Source organism: Acinetobacter faecalis (genome assembly GCF_034187745.1).
GTDB lineage: Bacteria > Pseudomonadota > Gammaproteobacteria > Pseudomonadales > Moraxellaceae > Acinetobacter > Acinetobacter faecalis.
The window spans coordinates 1-18,538 of record NZ_JAXHPF010000003.1; the positions used below are offsets into that span (position 1 = coordinate 1).

Sequence of the window (18,538 nt, forward strand, 5' to 3'; positions counted from 1 at the left end):
ATATTGCTAGTACAGCTTTTCCTGTTCAATCTGCTACGGGAGATAATAAAAATTGGCATAAGATACATGATAAATGTATGCGTGAAAGAGGTTATCGTAATTACTCTCAATAAAAGATTTTGGGTGAAAATCCATCTAAAGTTGTGTGTACTAAGTTTGCCTTTTTTATTATTTGGTTGTGCAATAAATGATAGTAATAGTCGATTAGTTCGATTTTGGAATGATGGGTTTATCTATTCAGAAAAGGAAGCCAATGCAAATACGGTTTGTTCACATGAAACAAATATGATTACGAATAAAGAGGATCGAAATAACAAATACAATAAATGTATGAAAAATAAGGGTTATAGAAGATGAAATTAATCCGTTTTAAGTTAAGTATTATATGTTTTTTACTACAAGGCTGCGCAACGAATGATAGTAATAGTTCATTAGTTCGATTCTTGAATGATGGGTTTGTTTATACAGATAAAAGAAGTAGTGCTAATGAAGTATGCTCTGAAAAAGTTGCTCAAGAAAGAAAAGTACGTGAAATGGATGAAAATGAAATATATCAGGTATATAGAAATTGCATGAAAAAGAAAGGCTATTAACTATGAAGTTGACCCATTTTAAAACTGTACTATTTCTTACTCTAATTGTGGCTACTCCTGTGACAGCCCCCTTTGCTTCACCTAAATAATCGACGTGATAGTAATTTTCTGTTTTAAAATTTGTATAAATGAAGTAGTCGTTCGCCACAAAAGAAAACAATGACCTTACAGCGAACAGCCTCACATTTAGCAATATAGAAAATGAAAGTAGCCAAAAGCAACGACTGTTGCGTTATCTGCTGGTTATGGTAAAAAAGATCCAAATTCAGACACGGCTGACAAGACACCAACAGCAACCCCGACCAATAATGAAAATTGGCGAGAAAACAAAAACTTTAGTCTAACGCTACCACAACAAGACAAAGGCGAAGATAGCAGTACTACTTATGCAACACTGAGTGCAGGCAACATCAACATAGGTGGAAAAGATACAACAGTTGAAGAACTAGGTATTCACAGTGTTATTAATACTGCGAACCAAAAAGTGGATGATGTTCCTGATTTAAATGCACTACTCGAAAAACAAAAGATCGTATCGGATGCGACATCGACGATAGTAACAGCAACACGTACCTATAGCCAAAACAAACAAGCAGAGGCAGAAGCGAAGAAGCAAGCGGCAGAGCAACAAGCTATTGAAAAGCTCAAAGCAGAAGGCGGAGAAGACTGGGCGAAATACAACAGCACAGACAACACGGCTGAAAAACAACAACTTCTGAAAAACAACTCAACAGAATACAAAGATGCCTCAGACCAAGCCCAAGCATGGGGCATGGGAGGAAGTAGCAGTCGTGCATTAAATGCAGTGACTATAGCGATAACGTCAGCCCTTGGCGGACAAACAGACTTACAAGTAGCAACCAATGCTTTAGCACCATATGCAGCGCAAATTATTGGACAAGAGTTTGGGCATGGTAAAGACAAGAATACCGCAGCGCAAATGCTCGGACATGCTTTATTAGGTGCAACACTCGCTTATATAAATGGAGGAAACCCGACAGCAGGAGGCAGTGCGGCAGTTGCGAGTGAAGCGGCAGCAATGTACTTTACAAAACAGCTTGAAGAAAAATACAAAGACGATCCTAAATACTTCGTCAATGGAGAGTTCCAAGCGAATCTATTGTCAGAAACTGAAAAAGCACAAATTCGTGATTTAACCGCAGGCATTGGTGCTGTGATTGGTGGAGCGGTAGGCGATTCGAGTTACAACGCACAATTGGCAGGTGTGATTGGGCAGAATGCAGTGGAGAATAATTCTCTACTTGGCGATGATGTAAGAGAAAAGTTAAAAGAAACAGTTAAATGGGTCGTATCAAAGACAGATATACCAATTGCACAAGGTGTAATAAATGGTGTAGGGAGTATTGGTGATGGTATTTTAGCCATAGCTGATGCATTTGGTGATACAGCAGTATCAGCAATACATTGCCCATTAGGTACTTCGGCATGTGCAGATGCGATGGAGAACAATCGTAAGAAAGGTCAAGCCATTATTGATTTCTTGACTATTAATAATTTAAAAAAGCAAGCGGCTGCAATTGAGCAATCGTATAAAGATTTAGCAAGTGGAGATCCAGTAAAAGTAGCGAATGCACAAAGAGTTCAAGCAGAAGTATTTACTAGTTTAGGGTTGAGTGCAGCGAGTATTAAGAAACTAGGTACAAATAATGTTTCGAATATTCCAAAACTTAATTGGTCTACTGGCTGGGCAGCGAGGGGTTTACAGTGGGAAGCAACATTAAAGCAATCATTATCATCAAATTTTATTGATCTTAATAGTTTTAAAACAAATTTTAAGACTTTTGATTTTTATGATCCATCAACACAAACTGCAATTAGTGCAAAATCAATGGACACGATTAGTTCATTTAATGGTACCAATGGTTTAAAGTCGCTTGAAAAACAGATGAAAGGTTATATTAATGATACTTTAGCGTTTAAGCGAGATGCTCAAAAGGGAGGAGGTCCTTTTGTTTTAACTAAAGATAAAATTAAAAATAGAGAAGTGCAAATAGCAATACCTGAAGGTACATCAAAAGCTAAAATGCAAGTAATTAAAAATATGGTAGATTATGGTAAGCAAAATAATGTCAAAGTGATTGTGACAGTTACTAAGAGTGGGAAGTAATGAATCAGGAAGCGATGTTAGTATTTGGTGGAAGTTTTATTAAGTTAATAACCTATATAAATGCAGGATTATCAATTGTAGATAAAAATTATGATCCAATTATTTTAGATATTGAATGTACTAATGAAGAGTTAGGCTGGGCAGTTAAGAAAGCTTTAATACGAAGTACTGTAATTGAGGATGGTGGAGAGCGGTCAAGAATTTGTCAAGAATCAATGCTTAACCAGGATGCAATAAAAAATAAAATGAATGATGTAGATAGTGAAATAAGAAAAAAATATGGTTATAAAAATAAAAAAAAATATGAACAGGATTTAATGTATATTTTTCTTAAACTGAATAAGAAAGAATATACTTTTAGTCCATCTCATACAGATAAAGATGGATCTACCTCACTAGATAAAGATTTTATTTTATCGTTATCTATTTCAGATGAAGAAATGGGCTTGGAAGCTAGAAAGGCAATGAGTTTATGCACGAGTATTTATAAGTAAATTAGCTTTTTAAACTGTAAAATTAAAGTGTTCTTTGTCATAAAATGACTTTGTTGCACAAACCTAGCATAGAAGGCTTATTCAGCCATATAATATCAAAATGAATAAGCCTACCCCTAAAATCTATCGTGTAACCAATTGGTCTTCTTACAATAAAACATGGATCAATTGAGGAAACATATCGATTGGGTTTGATCCTTCTTTGAGCGTAACAAAATCAAGAAATCTGAAAAGGCTATTCAAAATAATGCAAAACAGCCACAGACCAAGCGCAAGCATAGGGCATGGGTGGAGATAGCAGTCGAGCATTAAATGCAGTGACCATAGCCATTACCGCAGCATTGGGTGGGCAAACCGACTTACAAGCAGCAACCAATGCTTTAGCGCCATGCGCAGCGCAAATCATTGGGCAAGAGTTTGGACATGGAGAAGACAAGAACACCGCAGCGCAACTCATCTCACATGCGATTTTGGGAGCAACGCTTGCTTATATTAATGGAGGCGACCCAACCGCAGGCGGAAGTGCGGCTGTAGCAAGTGAGGCAGCAGCGATCTATCTCGCTAACCAATACAAGGATAAGAAAGAATACCAAGATGCCAATGGAGAATTCCAGCCGAATCTACTGCCTGAAGATGTTAAAGCGCAAATCCGAGACCTGACAGCAGGTATTGGCGCTGTGATTGGCGGGGTAGCAGGAGATTCGAGTTACAACGCACAGCTTGCAGGTGTGATTGGGCAGAATGCGGTGGAGAATCATGGGATGAATATTCCATCGACATTGGCACTTTGGGGAAGCGGAGCTCTGTCTTTAGCGCAAAATATGCATGATAAAAATTTTAGTAATGAAGAAATACTTAGTGCATTAATAAATAATTACGCAAGAGGAACGTTACTAGAAAATGCTAATATTCATTTTGAAAAAGTATAGGTTAAAGTATAGGTTTTTATTTTTTTATATAAAATAATGTTATAAATCAATATATAGATACCTGTGCATCATCGGTGTATGGTTAGAAAGATCAGTCATTGAAAAGTTCGTCATCACATTAATTAAGTCATTTATGTATTCGATTTTAGCAGTCTTTTTGTGAAAAACTACCTGTTGACTGGGCTTATTCTGTTATAAAAACAATCAAATGATTACATTATTTTGTTGTGAAATTTGATATTGATTGCATCCTAATTTTTTAGCGTCATATAATTTTTTATCAGCCTCTTCAATAAACTCGTGCAATAGATCATTTGGTTTAGGGATAGTCGTAACTACACCTAAACTTACTGTTATATTTGTACAAATAGGACTATTTGGGTGTTTTATTTCAAGATTTTTAATGCTATATAAAATTAAATTTGCAATTTCTTCTGCTTTTTCTTTACTTGTTTGTGGAAATACCAATAAAAATTCTTCTCCATCATAACGAGCTGCTATTTCCGAGTGATTGTTCGTTATGCTTTTCAGCGCGACAGCAATAGATTGTAGGCAACTATCACCAGAAATATGTCCTAAGCTATCATTATAATTTTTAAAGTAATCTATATCTAACATAATGATAGATATAGGTTCTTGTTGTTTAATTGCTAAAGTCCATTCGGCTTCTAAAATTCGATTTAAATAGCGTCTATTGGCTAATCCTGTGAGTGGATCGAGCAATGAAAGTTCCTCAAGTAACTGTGCTTGATCGGATATTTCTTTTTGTGTGATTTCAATAATACAGTTTTGAAGATAGTTTTCACGATGTTGCCGATCTATGACATAACATAAAGACATGCCTAAGAAACTGCTAAAAATATAAGTGTGTATTAAATAAGTCCAATCAATATATAAATTATAATAATTTGAAAAAAATACACCAACTAATCCTCCTATCCAGCCAGAAATAATAGCTGTATAGAAGCGAAGTCCGATAAAAGCATAAATAATAACAACCGCATACATCATGGCTGCATGTAATAGTGCTGTATTATAGGTTGTTGTTAATAAATTAATAATAACAAATGTTATAGAAACAGCACTTAGAGCACCTATCCCCATATAGATATCGAAATATTTAGACCATGATTTTTTGAATGAACATAGCCAAGCACTGAAAATAATAATACCAACCCATTTATATAAAGATAGCCATAAATTTTTTAAATAAAGGTCAGATATATTTTGATAAACGCCCCAAGTTAAAAAGGCATATAAAATTAAGACCAAAGGTGCTCGATACCTAAATTCAAAAGCAGCCGCAGAGCGATATTGCTTTCTATAGATATTTTCAATTGGTTTAGAAAAATATAAAAAATTTAATTTTTTAGTAATCAGCTTATTAATATGATCACGAGTTAAATTTTTTGTACCATGTAATTTCATATTAGGGTACTACTTATAATATGTTGTTTTTGTGGTTATTTATCAATCAATAGCATATTTAATTTGGTAGATGCAAGTTATTTCATTCAAGACGGATTTACAGCGTGAAAAATAAGAAAGCCCAACTTAAGTTATAAGTTGGGCTTGAGTAAAAATCTTGTATTGAATACGGTTATTTATGCAAACCTAAATCCATCAAATGAAGTTTTAAAACTCGACGAAGCTCTAAAACAGCTTCTGGTGTTTCCTGAATAGAGTGACCACCTTTAATGATTTTTTCAGAAATTGCACCATCTAAATGTGCACTACTATATGGAACAATATCATCGGAAATAATATTTAAATCATCACTTAAAGTATTGTTACCAATAATGCTGTGATATTTAAAGCCTTTATAAGGCATGACATTTTTCGTAATTTCAGTGAATTTCGAGTTATTGCTTAAATCACTCGGGCCATTTTGAATGAGTCCATTGCCAACTTCTTTACCAAAGTTTTTCAAATTACCATCTTGTACTGTATCTGCAAGGGCACCAAGAAAGGCACCAGGGAGTTTAATAATTTTGCGTGCAGCCAATGTAAACCAGCGGTCAGCGAATTCGGTTCCTCTATGTGGTGAAGCAAGGAAAATTGCGCGGCTAAAATTAGGTACATGATTCATTTGCAAACGTGATTTAAATAAAGGGTCATTTTTATATTTGTTGGCACGACTATTATTTAACAGAGCAACTGCGGGCTTCACTAAGTCTGCATCACTCACAAGTAAGCGAGAAATAATACCACCCATACTATGACCAATTAGCACAGCATCTTTTTTTGCAGATGCATTTGGTGCAACTTGATTGAATGTTTGAGTAATAAGTGCATAAATTTGAAAGCGACTTTCTAAAATAGGCATATTGGTAGAATAGAAAACTTGCCAAACTTGGTAATTATCGCGTAATACAGGATCACCCATGATATCGTTTGTTAAGCGTACCCAAGCTTCTGGGCTACTTGCCAAACCATGAACCAAAACAATAACTTTTTTATTTGGATTATAAGGTTCAAGCATAAATAGGTGGGGCAGTGTTATACGATCATCACGGTCAATCAGTGATAAAAATGCAGCACGAACAAGATTATTTTCAGCTAACCATAGACCATAAGGTGCAGAAAAGTTTGCAGCTAATGGATAAGACTTACCTGAAATTTGTGCAGTGTCGTGATTGTAGGGATCATACACTTTTAAATTTAACACTTTGCTGTTGATAATTTCATCAACACTTGATGCTTTTTCAGGCTCAACGGTAACCGTGACTGCTAAATAACGCGCATCATGAATATTGGGGTTACTTCCATTTGGGTATTTATGGTTGAGCGGGTCTGTAATATAAGGTGTTTTTTTGCTACGATTCGCTTTTTCATTTGCATCATTTAAAACCACAAGGAATTCTGAGCCAAAACCATCACGACGTGTAATCGATCTTAATCCAGAAAAGTTCATGTTATAGGTAGACAGGATACTGTCAATTTTTTGTGTTTTTAGCGCAGGATAGTGATCAAAATTGATGTTGTATGTACTTTTTCCAATTTCGATTTGAGGCTTAAATTGAGCATTTTTATATCTTAATGAATATGCATTTGAAAGTTTTGCAATCGCTTGATTATAGAAATCTCGAATTTGTACTTGTCTGTTGTCAAAAATACGATCATTCACATTACGCTTGGTTTTAAACATATATGCATAGCTATAACGAATACTTTGATCGAGCATATGCAGCTGATTGTCTAAGCAAGTATCATAATTTTGTTGAATGATTTTTTGTTTTTCTTCTGAGCGATGGCTCGTCAAGACACTTGTTTTACAGTGTGATGAATTTTCATATGCAAGTGCTTTTGCAAGATAAAGTTCACTCGCTGTAGAGAGGAGTTGTTCATCTTGAATTTGAGAAATCTCTTTTAATTCTTTAACGCAATGTTCAGGATTGTCTGTACAAACTTTTGCCTCTCGACCAGTCATAGACAAAACATTTAGACTTGCTTCACTTAATTTATTACGTGACAAAATGCTATCACGTTCATTTGCGATGGTGGCATTTAGAGAAACATTTTTAACACTGACAACCTGACAACCTGAAAGTAATAACGTACTTAGGGCAGCAAGGAATGTTATTTTTTTTATAAGCGTAGCCATAGGTTTACTACATAAAATCCGATTTTTTATCATACGATTTTTTTGTGTGATTTCAATCGTTAAGTATAAAAAAAGACCGTATAAACGGTCTTAATTTGGTAACAAGTTGAGTTATTTAGTTGGATTCATAACTTGCCATACATTCCAACGACCTTTTTTCTCAATTTCATTAATTAAGCGATCTGCTACATTAGCTTCTTGAGGATATTGAAGTTTGTAATTTTTTAGGGTTTGAACAGCATTTTTCTTCTGTTCCATCGCTAAATAATTGTTTGTAGCAGATAAATAAGCTTCTTGAACACCGCCTTTCATGGCTTTGTCTAAATATGAAATTGCTTCACGTTGACCACCACCTTCAGATAGTGCAAAACCAAACCAGAAATTAAGTTCTGGGTCATTCTTATTTAGTTTTTGCAAACGTTGTGCATAATTCATAGATTTAGTTGTATATGCAGAACCAAGGTCTAAATTACGTGCCATTACGCTTGCTTTAAATGCACGAATAAGCACATCAAAAGATGCATTATCTTTCGCTGTAAGTGCCTCAAGTTGTTGGTTTACTTGTTTTAATTTTTGTTCGAAACCTTTGCGTTCTTGGCGCTCAGTGAAGCGTGGTGGGTAATGACGTGCTTTACCTTCAACCATTTGTAAAAAATCATCAATTTCAGTGACATCTACTTGATTGCTAGATGCAGATTTTGCATAAGAAATTTCACGTGTGTTGCTGTTTGTAGCAGGAACAATTAAACGATTTTTCCCGTTTTCTGCTTTCTTTAAATCTAATTCAAATGCAGAAGGTGCTGCGTAGTTAAATGGATTAAGTGCATAAAATGGTGCAGAAAGAGTAGGTTCTTTGAAAACGATCGGTTCGTGACTTGTTGGTAGAACTGAACAAGCAGATAAAAGTGCTGCTGATAGTGCTACGCATGCCAACGGTTTAAGCATCATTATGATCATCCATTAATTTTTTTAAAGTGTGGTTCAAAGTGCAATTTTGAGCATATTTATCAGTCTAGAAAAACACTGATAAATATGCAAGTTACAGCTTGTTAATTTATAAAGGAAAATATTAGGCTTTAGATTGGCTACTTTGAGCTTCACATTCACGTCTAACATCTTCAATAATCTTAAGTTCTTCAGCACTAAAAGGTTGTTCTTTCACTTGCTGTTTTTTGAAAGTAGGATCAAGTAAGGATAAACGTTGACATAATGTGTTCATACGTTTTTCATTTTGTTGAATTCTATCGAGTAGAACGCGCATGCCATCAAGGATTGGATCGGATTGGTCTTGCGTTGCAGCGTACGGTTGAAAACCAATACTTTCTGCATAATCACGTCGACGTGCTTCTTCTTCACTTGGTTTGTCTTTAGTGATAAAGCGAGCAGGGTTACCCACAGCAGTTGTGTTCTCTGGAACTGCTTTTGTTACAACAGCATTTGAACCAACTTTAGAGTTTTTACCCACTGTAAATGGCCCTAAAATTTTGGCACCAGCACCAACAACTACACCATCTTCTAGTGTTGGATGGCGTTTGCCTTTATTCCAAGTTGTACCACCCAAAGTTACGCCATGATAAAGCGTAACATCATCGCCAATTTCCGCAGTTTCACCAATCACAACACCCATGCCATGATCGATGAAAAAACGACGACCAATTTTAGCGCCAGGATGAATTTCAATACCTGTTGAAAAACGGCTAAATGAAGACAGTAAACGTGCTGATCCTTTACAATCTTTTTTCCATAATTCATGGGCAACTCGATGCATCATAAGTGCATGAATACCAGGATATGTGGTTAAGACTTCAAGGGTGTTTCGTGCGGCAGGATCGCGCGCGAATACAGCGTTTATATCTTCTTTAAGCTGTTTAAGCATTGGATTGATCCCCATTATTTTTCAGACTTCGACTGTTTCCATGTGCCATTATTTAGTGCTTGTACACGGCTAAATATGCCACGAAGTAAATGATATTCCATACGATCTAATTGTATACGACCAAATAGGCGACGCAAGCGTAAAGGAAGTAATCGTGGGTTTTTAGGATCTAAAAACTCAATTTCTGCTAACATTTTTTCAATATGTGGGTAAAACTGTTCCATTTGTTCATGTGTAACAAGTGGCTCATCCCATTGCATATCTTCAGTTTCTGTTACATGCATAGTCGCTTCTGGATTAACTTCTTTACCCATTTTATCCATTGCTGCCATACGCATTTCATAACAAATGATTTGAATAGCTTGTGCAACGTTTAATACACCATAATCTGTATTCACAGGAATTGTCACGTGAAAGTTTGCAAGTGCAAGTTCTTCGTTAGTCAAACCACGGTCTTCACGTCCAAAAATAACAGCAACTTCTTGTTTGTCGTTAATGACAGCTTTTAACGATTTTTCAGCAGCAGGACGTGCATCAAGTAAAGGCCATGGAATGGTGCGACTACGTGCGCTTGTACCAAATACAATGTGACAATTTTTAACTGCATCTTCAAGTGTTTCAACAATTTCAATTTGATCAATTAAATCTGTTGCACCTGCTGCAAGTGCGTTGATGTCTGGGTGTGGGTAGGTTTTTGGAGAAACCAAAACCAACTTAGATAAACCCATTGTTTTCATTGCACGTAAAGCACTACCAATATTTGCAGGTAGTGTTGTATTCACCATGACAATACGCACATGGGAGAGATGTGCTGAAACGGCAGCATTGTCAATATGACTCATATTTTTTCCACTTTGACAGTTTTTATCTTAAGAATATTGTTCGGCTTGTGCCTGAAATTGATCCATTGCATCGTCCATAGACATACCTTCAGGAGGTGGTGCAACTTGAACAGGTTGTGCAGCCTCATAGCTTACGGCTTTGGCTGCTTTTGACTTTACTTGATATTCGATGTGTAAGGCATCGGCACCAAAATAATCACGTAACTTACTGAGTAATTCATCTAAAGGAGCAACTTTCCAGTTAATTCCTAAATGTAATTCTGTTGTTGCATATTCAAAGTCGAGTTTTAATTGAACTGGAATATGGGTATGCATATCTACATTGCAGTAAGGAAGAAGCATTTCTTGTAAATCTTTATTTAATGTTTTGCTGAAATGTTCAGGTGCGAGTTTAATTTGAATGCTGTTTGCGCGTTTTTGACGAATTTCATTGAGGTTAAATGCTTTGGTTAAACGTCCCATTGGGCGATCAAAGCCTTCACGCTCGTAAATTTCACCTTCAATAACCACAACTTTTTCATTCACAATCACATCTTTAAAACGTTGGAAACGTTCGTGATTGGCAGAAATTTCAATACGCGCTGTGCCGTCATCTAAAGTAGCCATCATGCGGTTAGGGAAGTTGGCAATATCTACAACTAAGCCTGCAAATACAGTAGTTACGCCACGACGTGTTGGTGTTAATTCATTAATTTTATTCGATACAAAAGATTTAAGTTCTACTTTATAAACATCAATTGGATGTCCTGTTAAATATAAACCTAAAGTATCTTTTTCACCTTTTAAGCGAACTTCATCTGACCAAGGTTTTACAGGTTTAGCTGGTTTACGTTGAACTTCTTCAACTTCACCAAATAAATCCATAATACCTGTTTCACGGTTTGAGCGAGCTTGTTCGGCTGCTTGAACTGCTTCAGGAAGTTGAGCCATTAAACTTGAACGTTCAATGCCTAAACAATCGAGTGCGCCTGAACGAATCAGCGCTTCTAAAGTACGTTTATTGATTTTTTTCAAATCTACACGATGGCAGAAATCGAATAAATCTTTGTAAGGACCATCTTGAATGCGTGAGTCAATAACAGACTGCATTGCAGCTTCGCCAACACCTTTAATTGCACCTAAACCATAAACAATTGTGGATGGGCTACTTGCGTGGAATTGGTAAATAGACATATTGATAGAAGGTGGAAGCACTTCTAGCTTGTTAATACGACAGTCATCAATTAAGAACACGATGCTGTCTGTATTCTGCATTTCAGAAGTTAAAACGGCAGACATGAATTCAGCAGGATAATGCGCTTTTAACCAAGCTGTTTGATAAGCAACAAGGGCATAAGCCGCAGCATGTGATTTGTTAAAACCATAGCCGGCGAATTTTTCCATATAGTCGAAAATATGGTTGGCTGTTGCTTCATCAATGTCTTTTTCGGCAGCACCTTTAATAAAGATTTGGCGCTGTTTCACCATTTCTTCAGGTTTTTTCTTACCCATTGCACGACGAAGTAAGTCTGCACCACCCAAGCTATAGCCCGCACAGAACTGTGCTGCCTGCATTACCTGTTCTTGGTACACCATAATGCCGTAAGTTGGCTCAAGTACTTTTTCCAGTAATGGATGCAAATATTCAAACTCACCACCATGCATACGATGGATAAAGTCTGGGATAAGATCCATTGGACCTGGACGGTATAACGACACAAAGGCGATAATTTCTTCGAATTTACTTGGGCGTGCTTCCTTGAGCATTTTTTTCATGCCCACGGATTCAAACTGGAATACTGCTGTGGTATTTGCCTTTGCAAAAATTTCGTATGCAGGTTTATCGTCTAATGGAATATATGAAATATTGACAGGTTCGGTAACATCTTCACGTGCATTAATGTGCTTAATCGCATCTTCAATTACGGTTAAGTTACGTAAACCCAAGAAGTCGAACTTCACTAAGCCTGCGGCTTCTACGTCATCTTTATCGAACTGTGCAACACGTGATGTGCCATCTGCATCACACATAACAGCCGAATAATCGGTGAGTTTGGTTGGTGCAATTACAACACCACCCGCATGTTTACCTGTGTTACGTGTAATCCCTTCAAGCTTTAGTGCCATTTCCCAAATTTCAGATGCATCATCATAGTCTGGGTTGGAAGGATTGGTTACAATATCTTTAAGTTGTGGTTCTGCTTCAATTGATTCTTCTAAACTCAAACCTAAAGGTTTGGTTGGAATCATTTTTGAAATACGGTCAGCTAAACCATAAGATTTACCCAATACACGCGCAACGTCACGAATTGCACCTTTTGCGGCCATAGTACCGAAAGTTGCAATTTGCGATACCGCTTCGCGACCATAAGTACGCGCAACATAGTCAATTACACGGTCACGACCAGCGATACAGAAATCGACGTCGAAATCGGGCATAGATACACGTTCTGGGTTTAAGAAACGTTCGAAAAGTAGGTCGTAACGTAATGGATCAAGATCGGTAATTTTTAAGCTATAAGCAACAAGTGAGCCTGCACCTGAACCACGTCCCGGACCTACAGGTACGCCATTGCCTTTAGACCATTGAATGAAGTCCATGACAATAAGGAAGTAACCTGGGAAACCCATGTCTAGAATAATTTTAATTTCAAAGGCTAAACGCTCATCGTAAGGTTTACGAACTTCTGCCCAATCATCATCACGTTTTTCAATTGGATAAAGGAAATCTAGGCGTTCTTCTAAGCCCTCTTCACACAAGTGTGCAAAGTAAGTGTCAATTGTATGACCTTCAGGAATTGGATAATCGGGTAGGTCATTAAAGCCTAAACGAAGCGTTGCATTACAACGCTGTGCAATATAGTAAGTATTTTCAATTGCTGAAGGGATATCTGAAAACAGCTCAACCATTTGTTCAGATGTTTTGAAATATTGTTCAGGCGTATAGTTTTTTGGACGGCGACTATCACCTAAAACATAACCATCTGCAATACAAACACGTGCTTCATGTGCTTCATAGTCTTCACTTTTAATAAAGTGAACATCATTGTGTGCAACAACACCAATATTGTATTTTTTAGCAAGCTTTACCGCTTCGTGAATAAAATCTTCTTCACCAGGATGATTGGTACGTGTAAGTGCAAAGTAAACACGATTGCCAAATTTCTCAACCCATTCTTCTAAGAGTGGTTCCGCTTTTTGAGGATTAGAAGTACACAGCATTTTACCAACGTCGCTGTGCATACCAAGCAGTAAAATGAGGTCTTGGTTTTGTTCTAAAATTAATTCTTTTTTAACACAAGGGATATCAAGTTGCTGACCTGAAATATAACCTTCAGAAACCAATTCTGTAAGATTGCGCCAACCTTTGTTGGTCATAGACAGCAGGGTAATACGATGTTCTGCATCATTCAGGCGTAAAATTGAACCTAAAATAGGTTTAATACCTTTGCCTAAACACTTTCCATAGAATTTTACAGCTGCGTGTAAATTCGATAAGTCTGTAATGGCAAGAGCAGGCATGTTGTCATCTGCTGCAGCTTTCACAAGTTCAGGTATACGAACAATAGATTCCGTAATTGAAAATTCTGTTTGAATACCAAGATGTACAAAGTGCATAAATGAGTCCCTGCAAAAACACCCGCTATTTTAGCACGCTCTATTGTTTTTCTGAGTGTAATTGAAATGAATTGGTGAAGTTTTATCAAATATTTCATAGAAATATAACATGATCAAAACTTTAACAAATGAAAAAATATTGACTTGGCATCACTTAAATTAAATAAGCTCAGACAAATTTAATATTTTTAATGAAAATGAAAGCGAATATAAAAAATTAAAGCCCTCAATTGAGGGCTTCAATTTATCAAAACTTACGTAAAAGTAATTATCTTAAGCGAGATAACCATTCACCTAAAGATTGAACAATTTGAACCAAAATAATCAGCACAATTACTGTTAGGTAAATCACGCTGTCATCAAAACGTTGGTAACCATAAGAAATAGCAAGGTCACCAATACCGCCTGCACCAATTGCACCTGCCATTGCAGTTGCACCAATTAAGCTAATAAGGGCAGTGGTTAAGTTTAAAATAAGCGAGCTACGAGCTTCAGGAATGACAAACTTAAATACAATTTGTAATGGCGTTGCACCCATTGCTTGAGCAGATTCAACAATACCGCTATTTACTTCAAGTAATGAAGACTCAACCAAACGACCAATATAAGGACCTACATAAATAGTAAGCGGTACAATTGCAGCCCAAGTACCAATGGTCGTACCTGTAATAAACTTAGTTAAAGGGTAAACCGCAATCATTAAAATAATGAAGGGAAGTGAACGAAGAGCATTCACAATAGGGTTTAACGCCGTATAAATAGCTTTGTTCGGCAAAATTCCATCTGGGCGTGTCGCAACTAAAGCAATACCTTGAACAAAGCCCCAAATTGTTCCGAAAATCATTGAAAAGAACACCATATTTAGGGTTTCTTGCAATGCGGTAACAAACTGATCCATTGAAACAGAACTTGTCCAAAACGGTGCTGTTAAAGAAGTCAGCAATTGCACTATTAAATCTCTCATGCGATTACTCCTGACTGTTCAACTTGCACGCCGTGAGATCTTAAAAACTCAATCGCTTGTTGAATAAGTGCATCATCACCTAAAAGCTGAATAAACATTTGTCCAATAACAGTGCCGTTAATTTCGGTCATGTTGGCAAATAAAATATTTAAACTAATATCAAACTGTTTAATAACAGCCTGAATAACAGTTTCTTGTGCAGAGCTACCTAAAAATTTAAGGCAATACACGCTGTTATGATTTTGATTTTCTAAATTACTTAAAATGTTTACAGGAAGTTGTTGCTGTAAAACAGTCTGAATAAAGTTTTTAGTGGTTGGGTGCTGAGGTTGACTAAAGATTTCCAAAGTCGAACCAGACTCAATGACTTTACCTTGTTCCATAACGGCAACATAATCACAAACAGACTCAATTACATCCATTTCATGCGTTACCATCACAATAGTAATGCCTTGTTCTTTATTAATTTTCTTTAATAGTTCAAGAACAGATTTTGTTGTTTGCGGATCTAATGCAGAAGTTGCTTCATCACATAATAAAATTTTAGGATGATTAGCAAGTGCACGCGCAATACCAACACGTTGCTTTTGACCACCAGATAATTCATCTGGGAAGGCATTTGCTTTGTGCTTAAGATCAATAAATTCTAATAATTCATTTAAACGTTTTTCACGCTCTGTTTTGCTATAACCTAAAAGTTTCATAGGCATTTCAATATTGGCTGCAACTGTTTTGGTTTGCAGTAAATTGAAGTGCTGAAAAATCATGCCAATATTTGCACGTTCAGTACGAAGTTGGGCAGGGGTTAAAGCTGTGAAATCGGTTTGATTGATGATCACTTGACCGTCATTCGGACGCTCTAAAAGATTAATCAGACGAATTAAAGTACTTTTACCAGCTCCACTATAGCCAATAATGCCAAAAATGCTGCCATCTGGAATTTGAAGGTTTATCTGATCTAAGGCACGAATAGTCTGACCATTCATTGTGTAATGCTTGGAAATGTTTTTAAATTCAATCATATCGTCTAAATTAATCTAAAATGAAAAACAGGCAAAGAGTGTTTGCCTGTTTTAGTTATTCTTAATTATATTACTATTTAGATTCAGTTAAATAGCTGATTGGTTTATTTACGTCAACTTTCGTGCCTTCAAATTTTTCTTTAATGAATTTTTGAGCTGCTTCAGTGTGATATAACGCACCAACTTTTTGTAAAACAGGATCATTTGCACGATCTGCTGCAACAGCTAAAACGTTTACATTAAGTTTTGTGCTTTGGTCAGCAGGTTCGTAGAAAATAGAATCTTTAAGAACGTTTAAACCACCTTCTAATGCAAGCGTATTACCTAAAACAATTGCATCTACTTCGTCTTTAACACGAACAGCAGTTGCCATTTGAATTGGTTTAATCACAATTGCTTTTGAGTTTTCAGTAATGTCAGCAGGTGTACCTGTTGCCGAGTCAAAGTCAGCTTTTAATTTAATTAAGCCAGCAGTTTGAAGAAGTAATAATGCGCGAGCTTCGTTTGCAGCATCGTTAGGAATTGCAATTGTTGCGCCATTTGCAAATTCTTCAACTTTTTTAACTTTGCTTGAGTAAATACCCATTGGCTCTAAGTAAGTTGTAGATATAGGTGCAATTTTATCTTTGTTTGATGTATTGAAAGCAACAAGATATGCATAAGATTGGAATGCATTGATATCAATTTCTTTGTTTGCTACAGCTGTGTTCATTGCAACATAGTCTGTGAAACTTTTTACTTGAAGATCAATACCTGCTTCTTTAGTTTCAGGTAGACTTGCAATGTGATTCCAAATGTCAGCATCTGAACCTGTAGAAGCCATTACAACTTTTTGTAATTCTGTTGTGTCTTTTTGCGCTGCTTCAGTTGCAGGAGCTTCAGGCTTTGAACAAGCTGTTAAGCCAACTGTAAGACCTAAAATAAGTCCGAGGATTTTTTTCATGTTTTCATCCTAAGTAAATTTATAAAATATAAATTTACGATAACCAATGTTGGAGAGATTACAGATTAAATAATGATTTAACTTATTGATATTAAGGTTAATCATTATTTTGTGATCAATTGCTTATATGGTTGCTTCCATACTATACAAAGACTTTATAGCGATAGCTGAATAAAGGCAAATTTTGTATAACTTAGAAATATTCATAACTTGGTAATATCATAGCAATAAATAATTATTCAATATAGTGATGAAAAACAGAATACTTAGCTGATTTGTTGGATAAGAATAAATTTTATGGTTATTAAAAACTTTTAAAAACAATGAATTATAACATTATTATTTTAATTAGACTTAATAATGTGTGTTTATTCATCTTTATAAGATTTTATTTAATTCATTGCTGAAAAATAGCTATATGGTATACAGGTTGTTATAGAAAATTTAGAAATATTGGTGTGTATTAATGCATAAGAACTGGTTGTTGATTTTAATGAGGAAATGTATGAGACATTTACTAGTTTTATTAGTTTCTTTTTCTTTCTTGTCATTAGTTAATACAGTTTTAGCGAACGATGCTCATAAGCAATTTGTTCAAATGCAAAATTTGGCGAATCAGGGACATATTAGATCAATATTTTTATTAGGCATGATGTTTGATCTAGGATTGGGTACAGAAATAAACAAACAAAAAGCAATTAAGTATTTAGAAATAGCTTCCAATGCAGGAGATCGTGATGCTCAATTTAATTTAGGAATGATTTATTTATATGGCTCTGAGAATGAAAAAAATATTAAAAAAGGAATTTTGCTTATAACTCAGGCTGCTGAGCAAGGTGATCCTTATGCACAATATAATTTAGGTGTTATTTTTTCATCAGGTCAGTATGTTATAAAAGATTATGAACAAGCAGTTTCTTGGTATAAAAAATCAGCAAATAATGGGTTTGCAAAAGCTCAATTTAGTTTAGGTTCCGCTTACGAACAAGGGTTTGGAACTAAACAGAATTATGAACAAGCAGTTTTTTGGTATATGAAAGCTGCAAATCAAAATATAGCAGAAGCTCAATATAATTTGGCTAAAGCTTATGAAACAGGAAAAGGCATCCGACAAGATTTTTCGCAAGCGGTTGAGCTATATAAACAAGCTGCTCAACAGGGGCTTTCTTCTGCACAATATAATTTAGCAAGTTTATATTTTGAAGGGGTTGGAGTTAAGCGGGATTATGAGCAAGGAGCAAAATTATATTTGCAGGCTGCAGAAAAAGGGTTAATTAAAGCTCAATTTAATATAGGAACAATTTATTTCACTGGTCAGGGAATGCCTAAAGATTATGAACGTGCAATTTATTGGCTTAAGCTAGCTGCAGATAATGGAGATATTCAAGCTCAAGCAAATTTAGGCTATATGTATGAAAATGGTTTAGGTGTAGAAAAAGACCCTATATTTGCTAAGAAATTATATCAAAAAGCTTTAGATCAAGGTTTGATTGAGATTAAGTAGATTTCTATTATTAAGTAAAAACCCCGAACGAATCGGGGTTTT

General features: G+C 35.8%; 13 protein-coding genes and 1 pseudogene. 5 read left to right on the forward strand and 9 right to left on the reverse strand.

Translation table 11 applies throughout. The features are described from left to right. Positions 1-353: 353 nt before the first annotated feature. The 4 genes and pseudogenes from SKM54_RS03635 to SKM54_RS03650 all read left to right on the forward strand — a co-directional run. Complete coding sequence (locus tag SKM54_RS03635) at positions 354-593, forward strand: hypothetical protein (protein WP_321090048.1); 240 nt, start codon at positions 354-356, stop codon at positions 591-593. A 484-nt stretch (positions 594-1,077) separates the two neighbouring features. Continuing rightward, positions 1,078-2,721, forward strand: a complete 1,644-nt coding sequence (locus SKM54_RS03640; protein ID WP_321090047.1) for an endonuclease toxin domain-containing protein — start codon at positions 1,078-1,080, stop codon at positions 2,719-2,721. Then, positions 2,721-3,215 (forward strand): contact-dependent growth inhibition system immunity protein, encoded by a 495-nt coding sequence (locus tag SKM54_RS03645; RefSeq protein ID WP_321090046.1) that lies wholly within the window; start codon positions 2,721-2,723, stop codon positions 3,213-3,215. The genes SKM54_RS03640 and SKM54_RS03645 overlap by 1 nt, the downstream gene beginning before the upstream one ends. A 281-nt stretch (positions 3,216-3,496) precedes the next feature. Next, positions 3,497-3,973, forward strand: a pseudogene (locus SKM54_RS03650) (VENN motif pre-toxin domain-containing protein); the annotation flags it as partial. Positions 3,974-4,348: 375 nt separating this feature from the next. Here SKM54_RS03650 and SKM54_RS03655 read toward each other — a convergent pair. From SKM54_RS03655 to SKM54_RS03695, 9 genes are all read right to left on the reverse strand, one after another. Further along, complete coding sequence (locus SKM54_RS03655) at positions 4,349-5,572, reverse strand: GGDEF domain-containing protein (protein WP_321094144.1); 1,224 nt, start codon at positions 5,570-5,572, stop codon at positions 4,349-4,351. Positions 5,573-5,744: 172 nt separating this feature from the next. Beyond that, the gene (locus SKM54_RS03660; protein WP_321090043.1) at positions 5,745-7,748 is read right to left on the reverse strand and encodes an esterase/lipase family protein; all 2,004 of its coding nucleotides are present in this window, start codon (positions 7,746-7,748) and stop codon (positions 5,745-5,747) included. A 111-nt stretch (positions 7,749-7,859) separates the two neighbouring features. Then, positions 7,860-8,696, reverse strand: a complete 837-nt coding sequence (locus tag SKM54_RS03665; protein WP_321094147.1) for an ABUW_2363 family tetratricopeptide repeat lipoprotein — start codon at positions 8,694-8,696, stop codon at positions 7,860-7,862. Between the two features lie 121 nt (positions 8,697-8,817). Beyond that, positions 8,818-9,624 carry a serine O-acetyltransferase gene (gene cysE / locus SKM54_RS03670; protein WP_154772158.1) on the reverse strand — a complete coding sequence of 269 codons (807 nt, stop codon included), beginning with the start codon at positions 9,622-9,624 and terminating at the stop codon, positions 8,818-8,820. A 14-nt stretch (positions 9,625-9,638) separates the two neighbouring features. Then, positions 9,639-10,466 (reverse strand): RNA methyltransferase, encoded by an 828-nt coding sequence (locus SKM54_RS03675; RefSeq protein WP_321091089.1) that lies wholly within the window; start codon positions 10,464-10,466, stop codon positions 9,639-9,641. Positions 10,467-10,493: 27 nt separating this feature from the next. Continuing rightward, positions 10,494-14,063: a DNA polymerase III subunit alpha gene (gene dnaE / locus SKM54_RS03680; protein WP_321094150.1), complete on the reverse strand. Its 3,570-nt coding sequence runs from the start codon at positions 14,061-14,063 to the stop codon at positions 10,494-10,496. Between the two features lie 268 nt (positions 14,064-14,331). After that, a complete protein-coding gene (locus SKM54_RS03685; protein ID WP_321087143.1) occupies positions 14,332-15,027 on the reverse strand; it encodes a methionine ABC transporter permease in 696 nt (231 codons plus the stop codon). Beyond that, complete coding sequence (locus SKM54_RS03690) at positions 15,024-16,049, reverse strand: methionine ABC transporter ATP-binding protein (protein ID WP_321094152.1); 1,026 nt, start codon at positions 16,047-16,049, stop codon at positions 15,024-15,026. Before SKM54_RS03690 ends, SKM54_RS03685 begins: the two co-directional genes overlap by 4 nt. Before the next feature lie 73 nt (positions 16,050-16,122). Beyond that, positions 16,123-16,992 carry a MetQ/NlpA family ABC transporter substrate-binding protein gene (locus SKM54_RS03695; RefSeq protein ID WP_321087145.1) on the reverse strand — a complete coding sequence of 290 codons (870 nt, stop codon included), beginning with the start codon at positions 16,990-16,992 and terminating at the stop codon, positions 16,123-16,125. 505 nt (positions 16,993-17,497) lie between these two features. Between SKM54_RS03695 and SKM54_RS03700 the strand changes: the two genes are divergently transcribed. Beyond that, positions 17,498-18,496: an SEL1-like repeat protein gene (locus SKM54_RS03700; protein WP_321090038.1), complete on the forward strand. Its 999-nt coding sequence runs from the start codon at positions 17,498-17,500 to the stop codon at positions 18,494-18,496. The last annotated feature ends 42 nt before the right edge of the window (positions 18,497-18,538 follow it).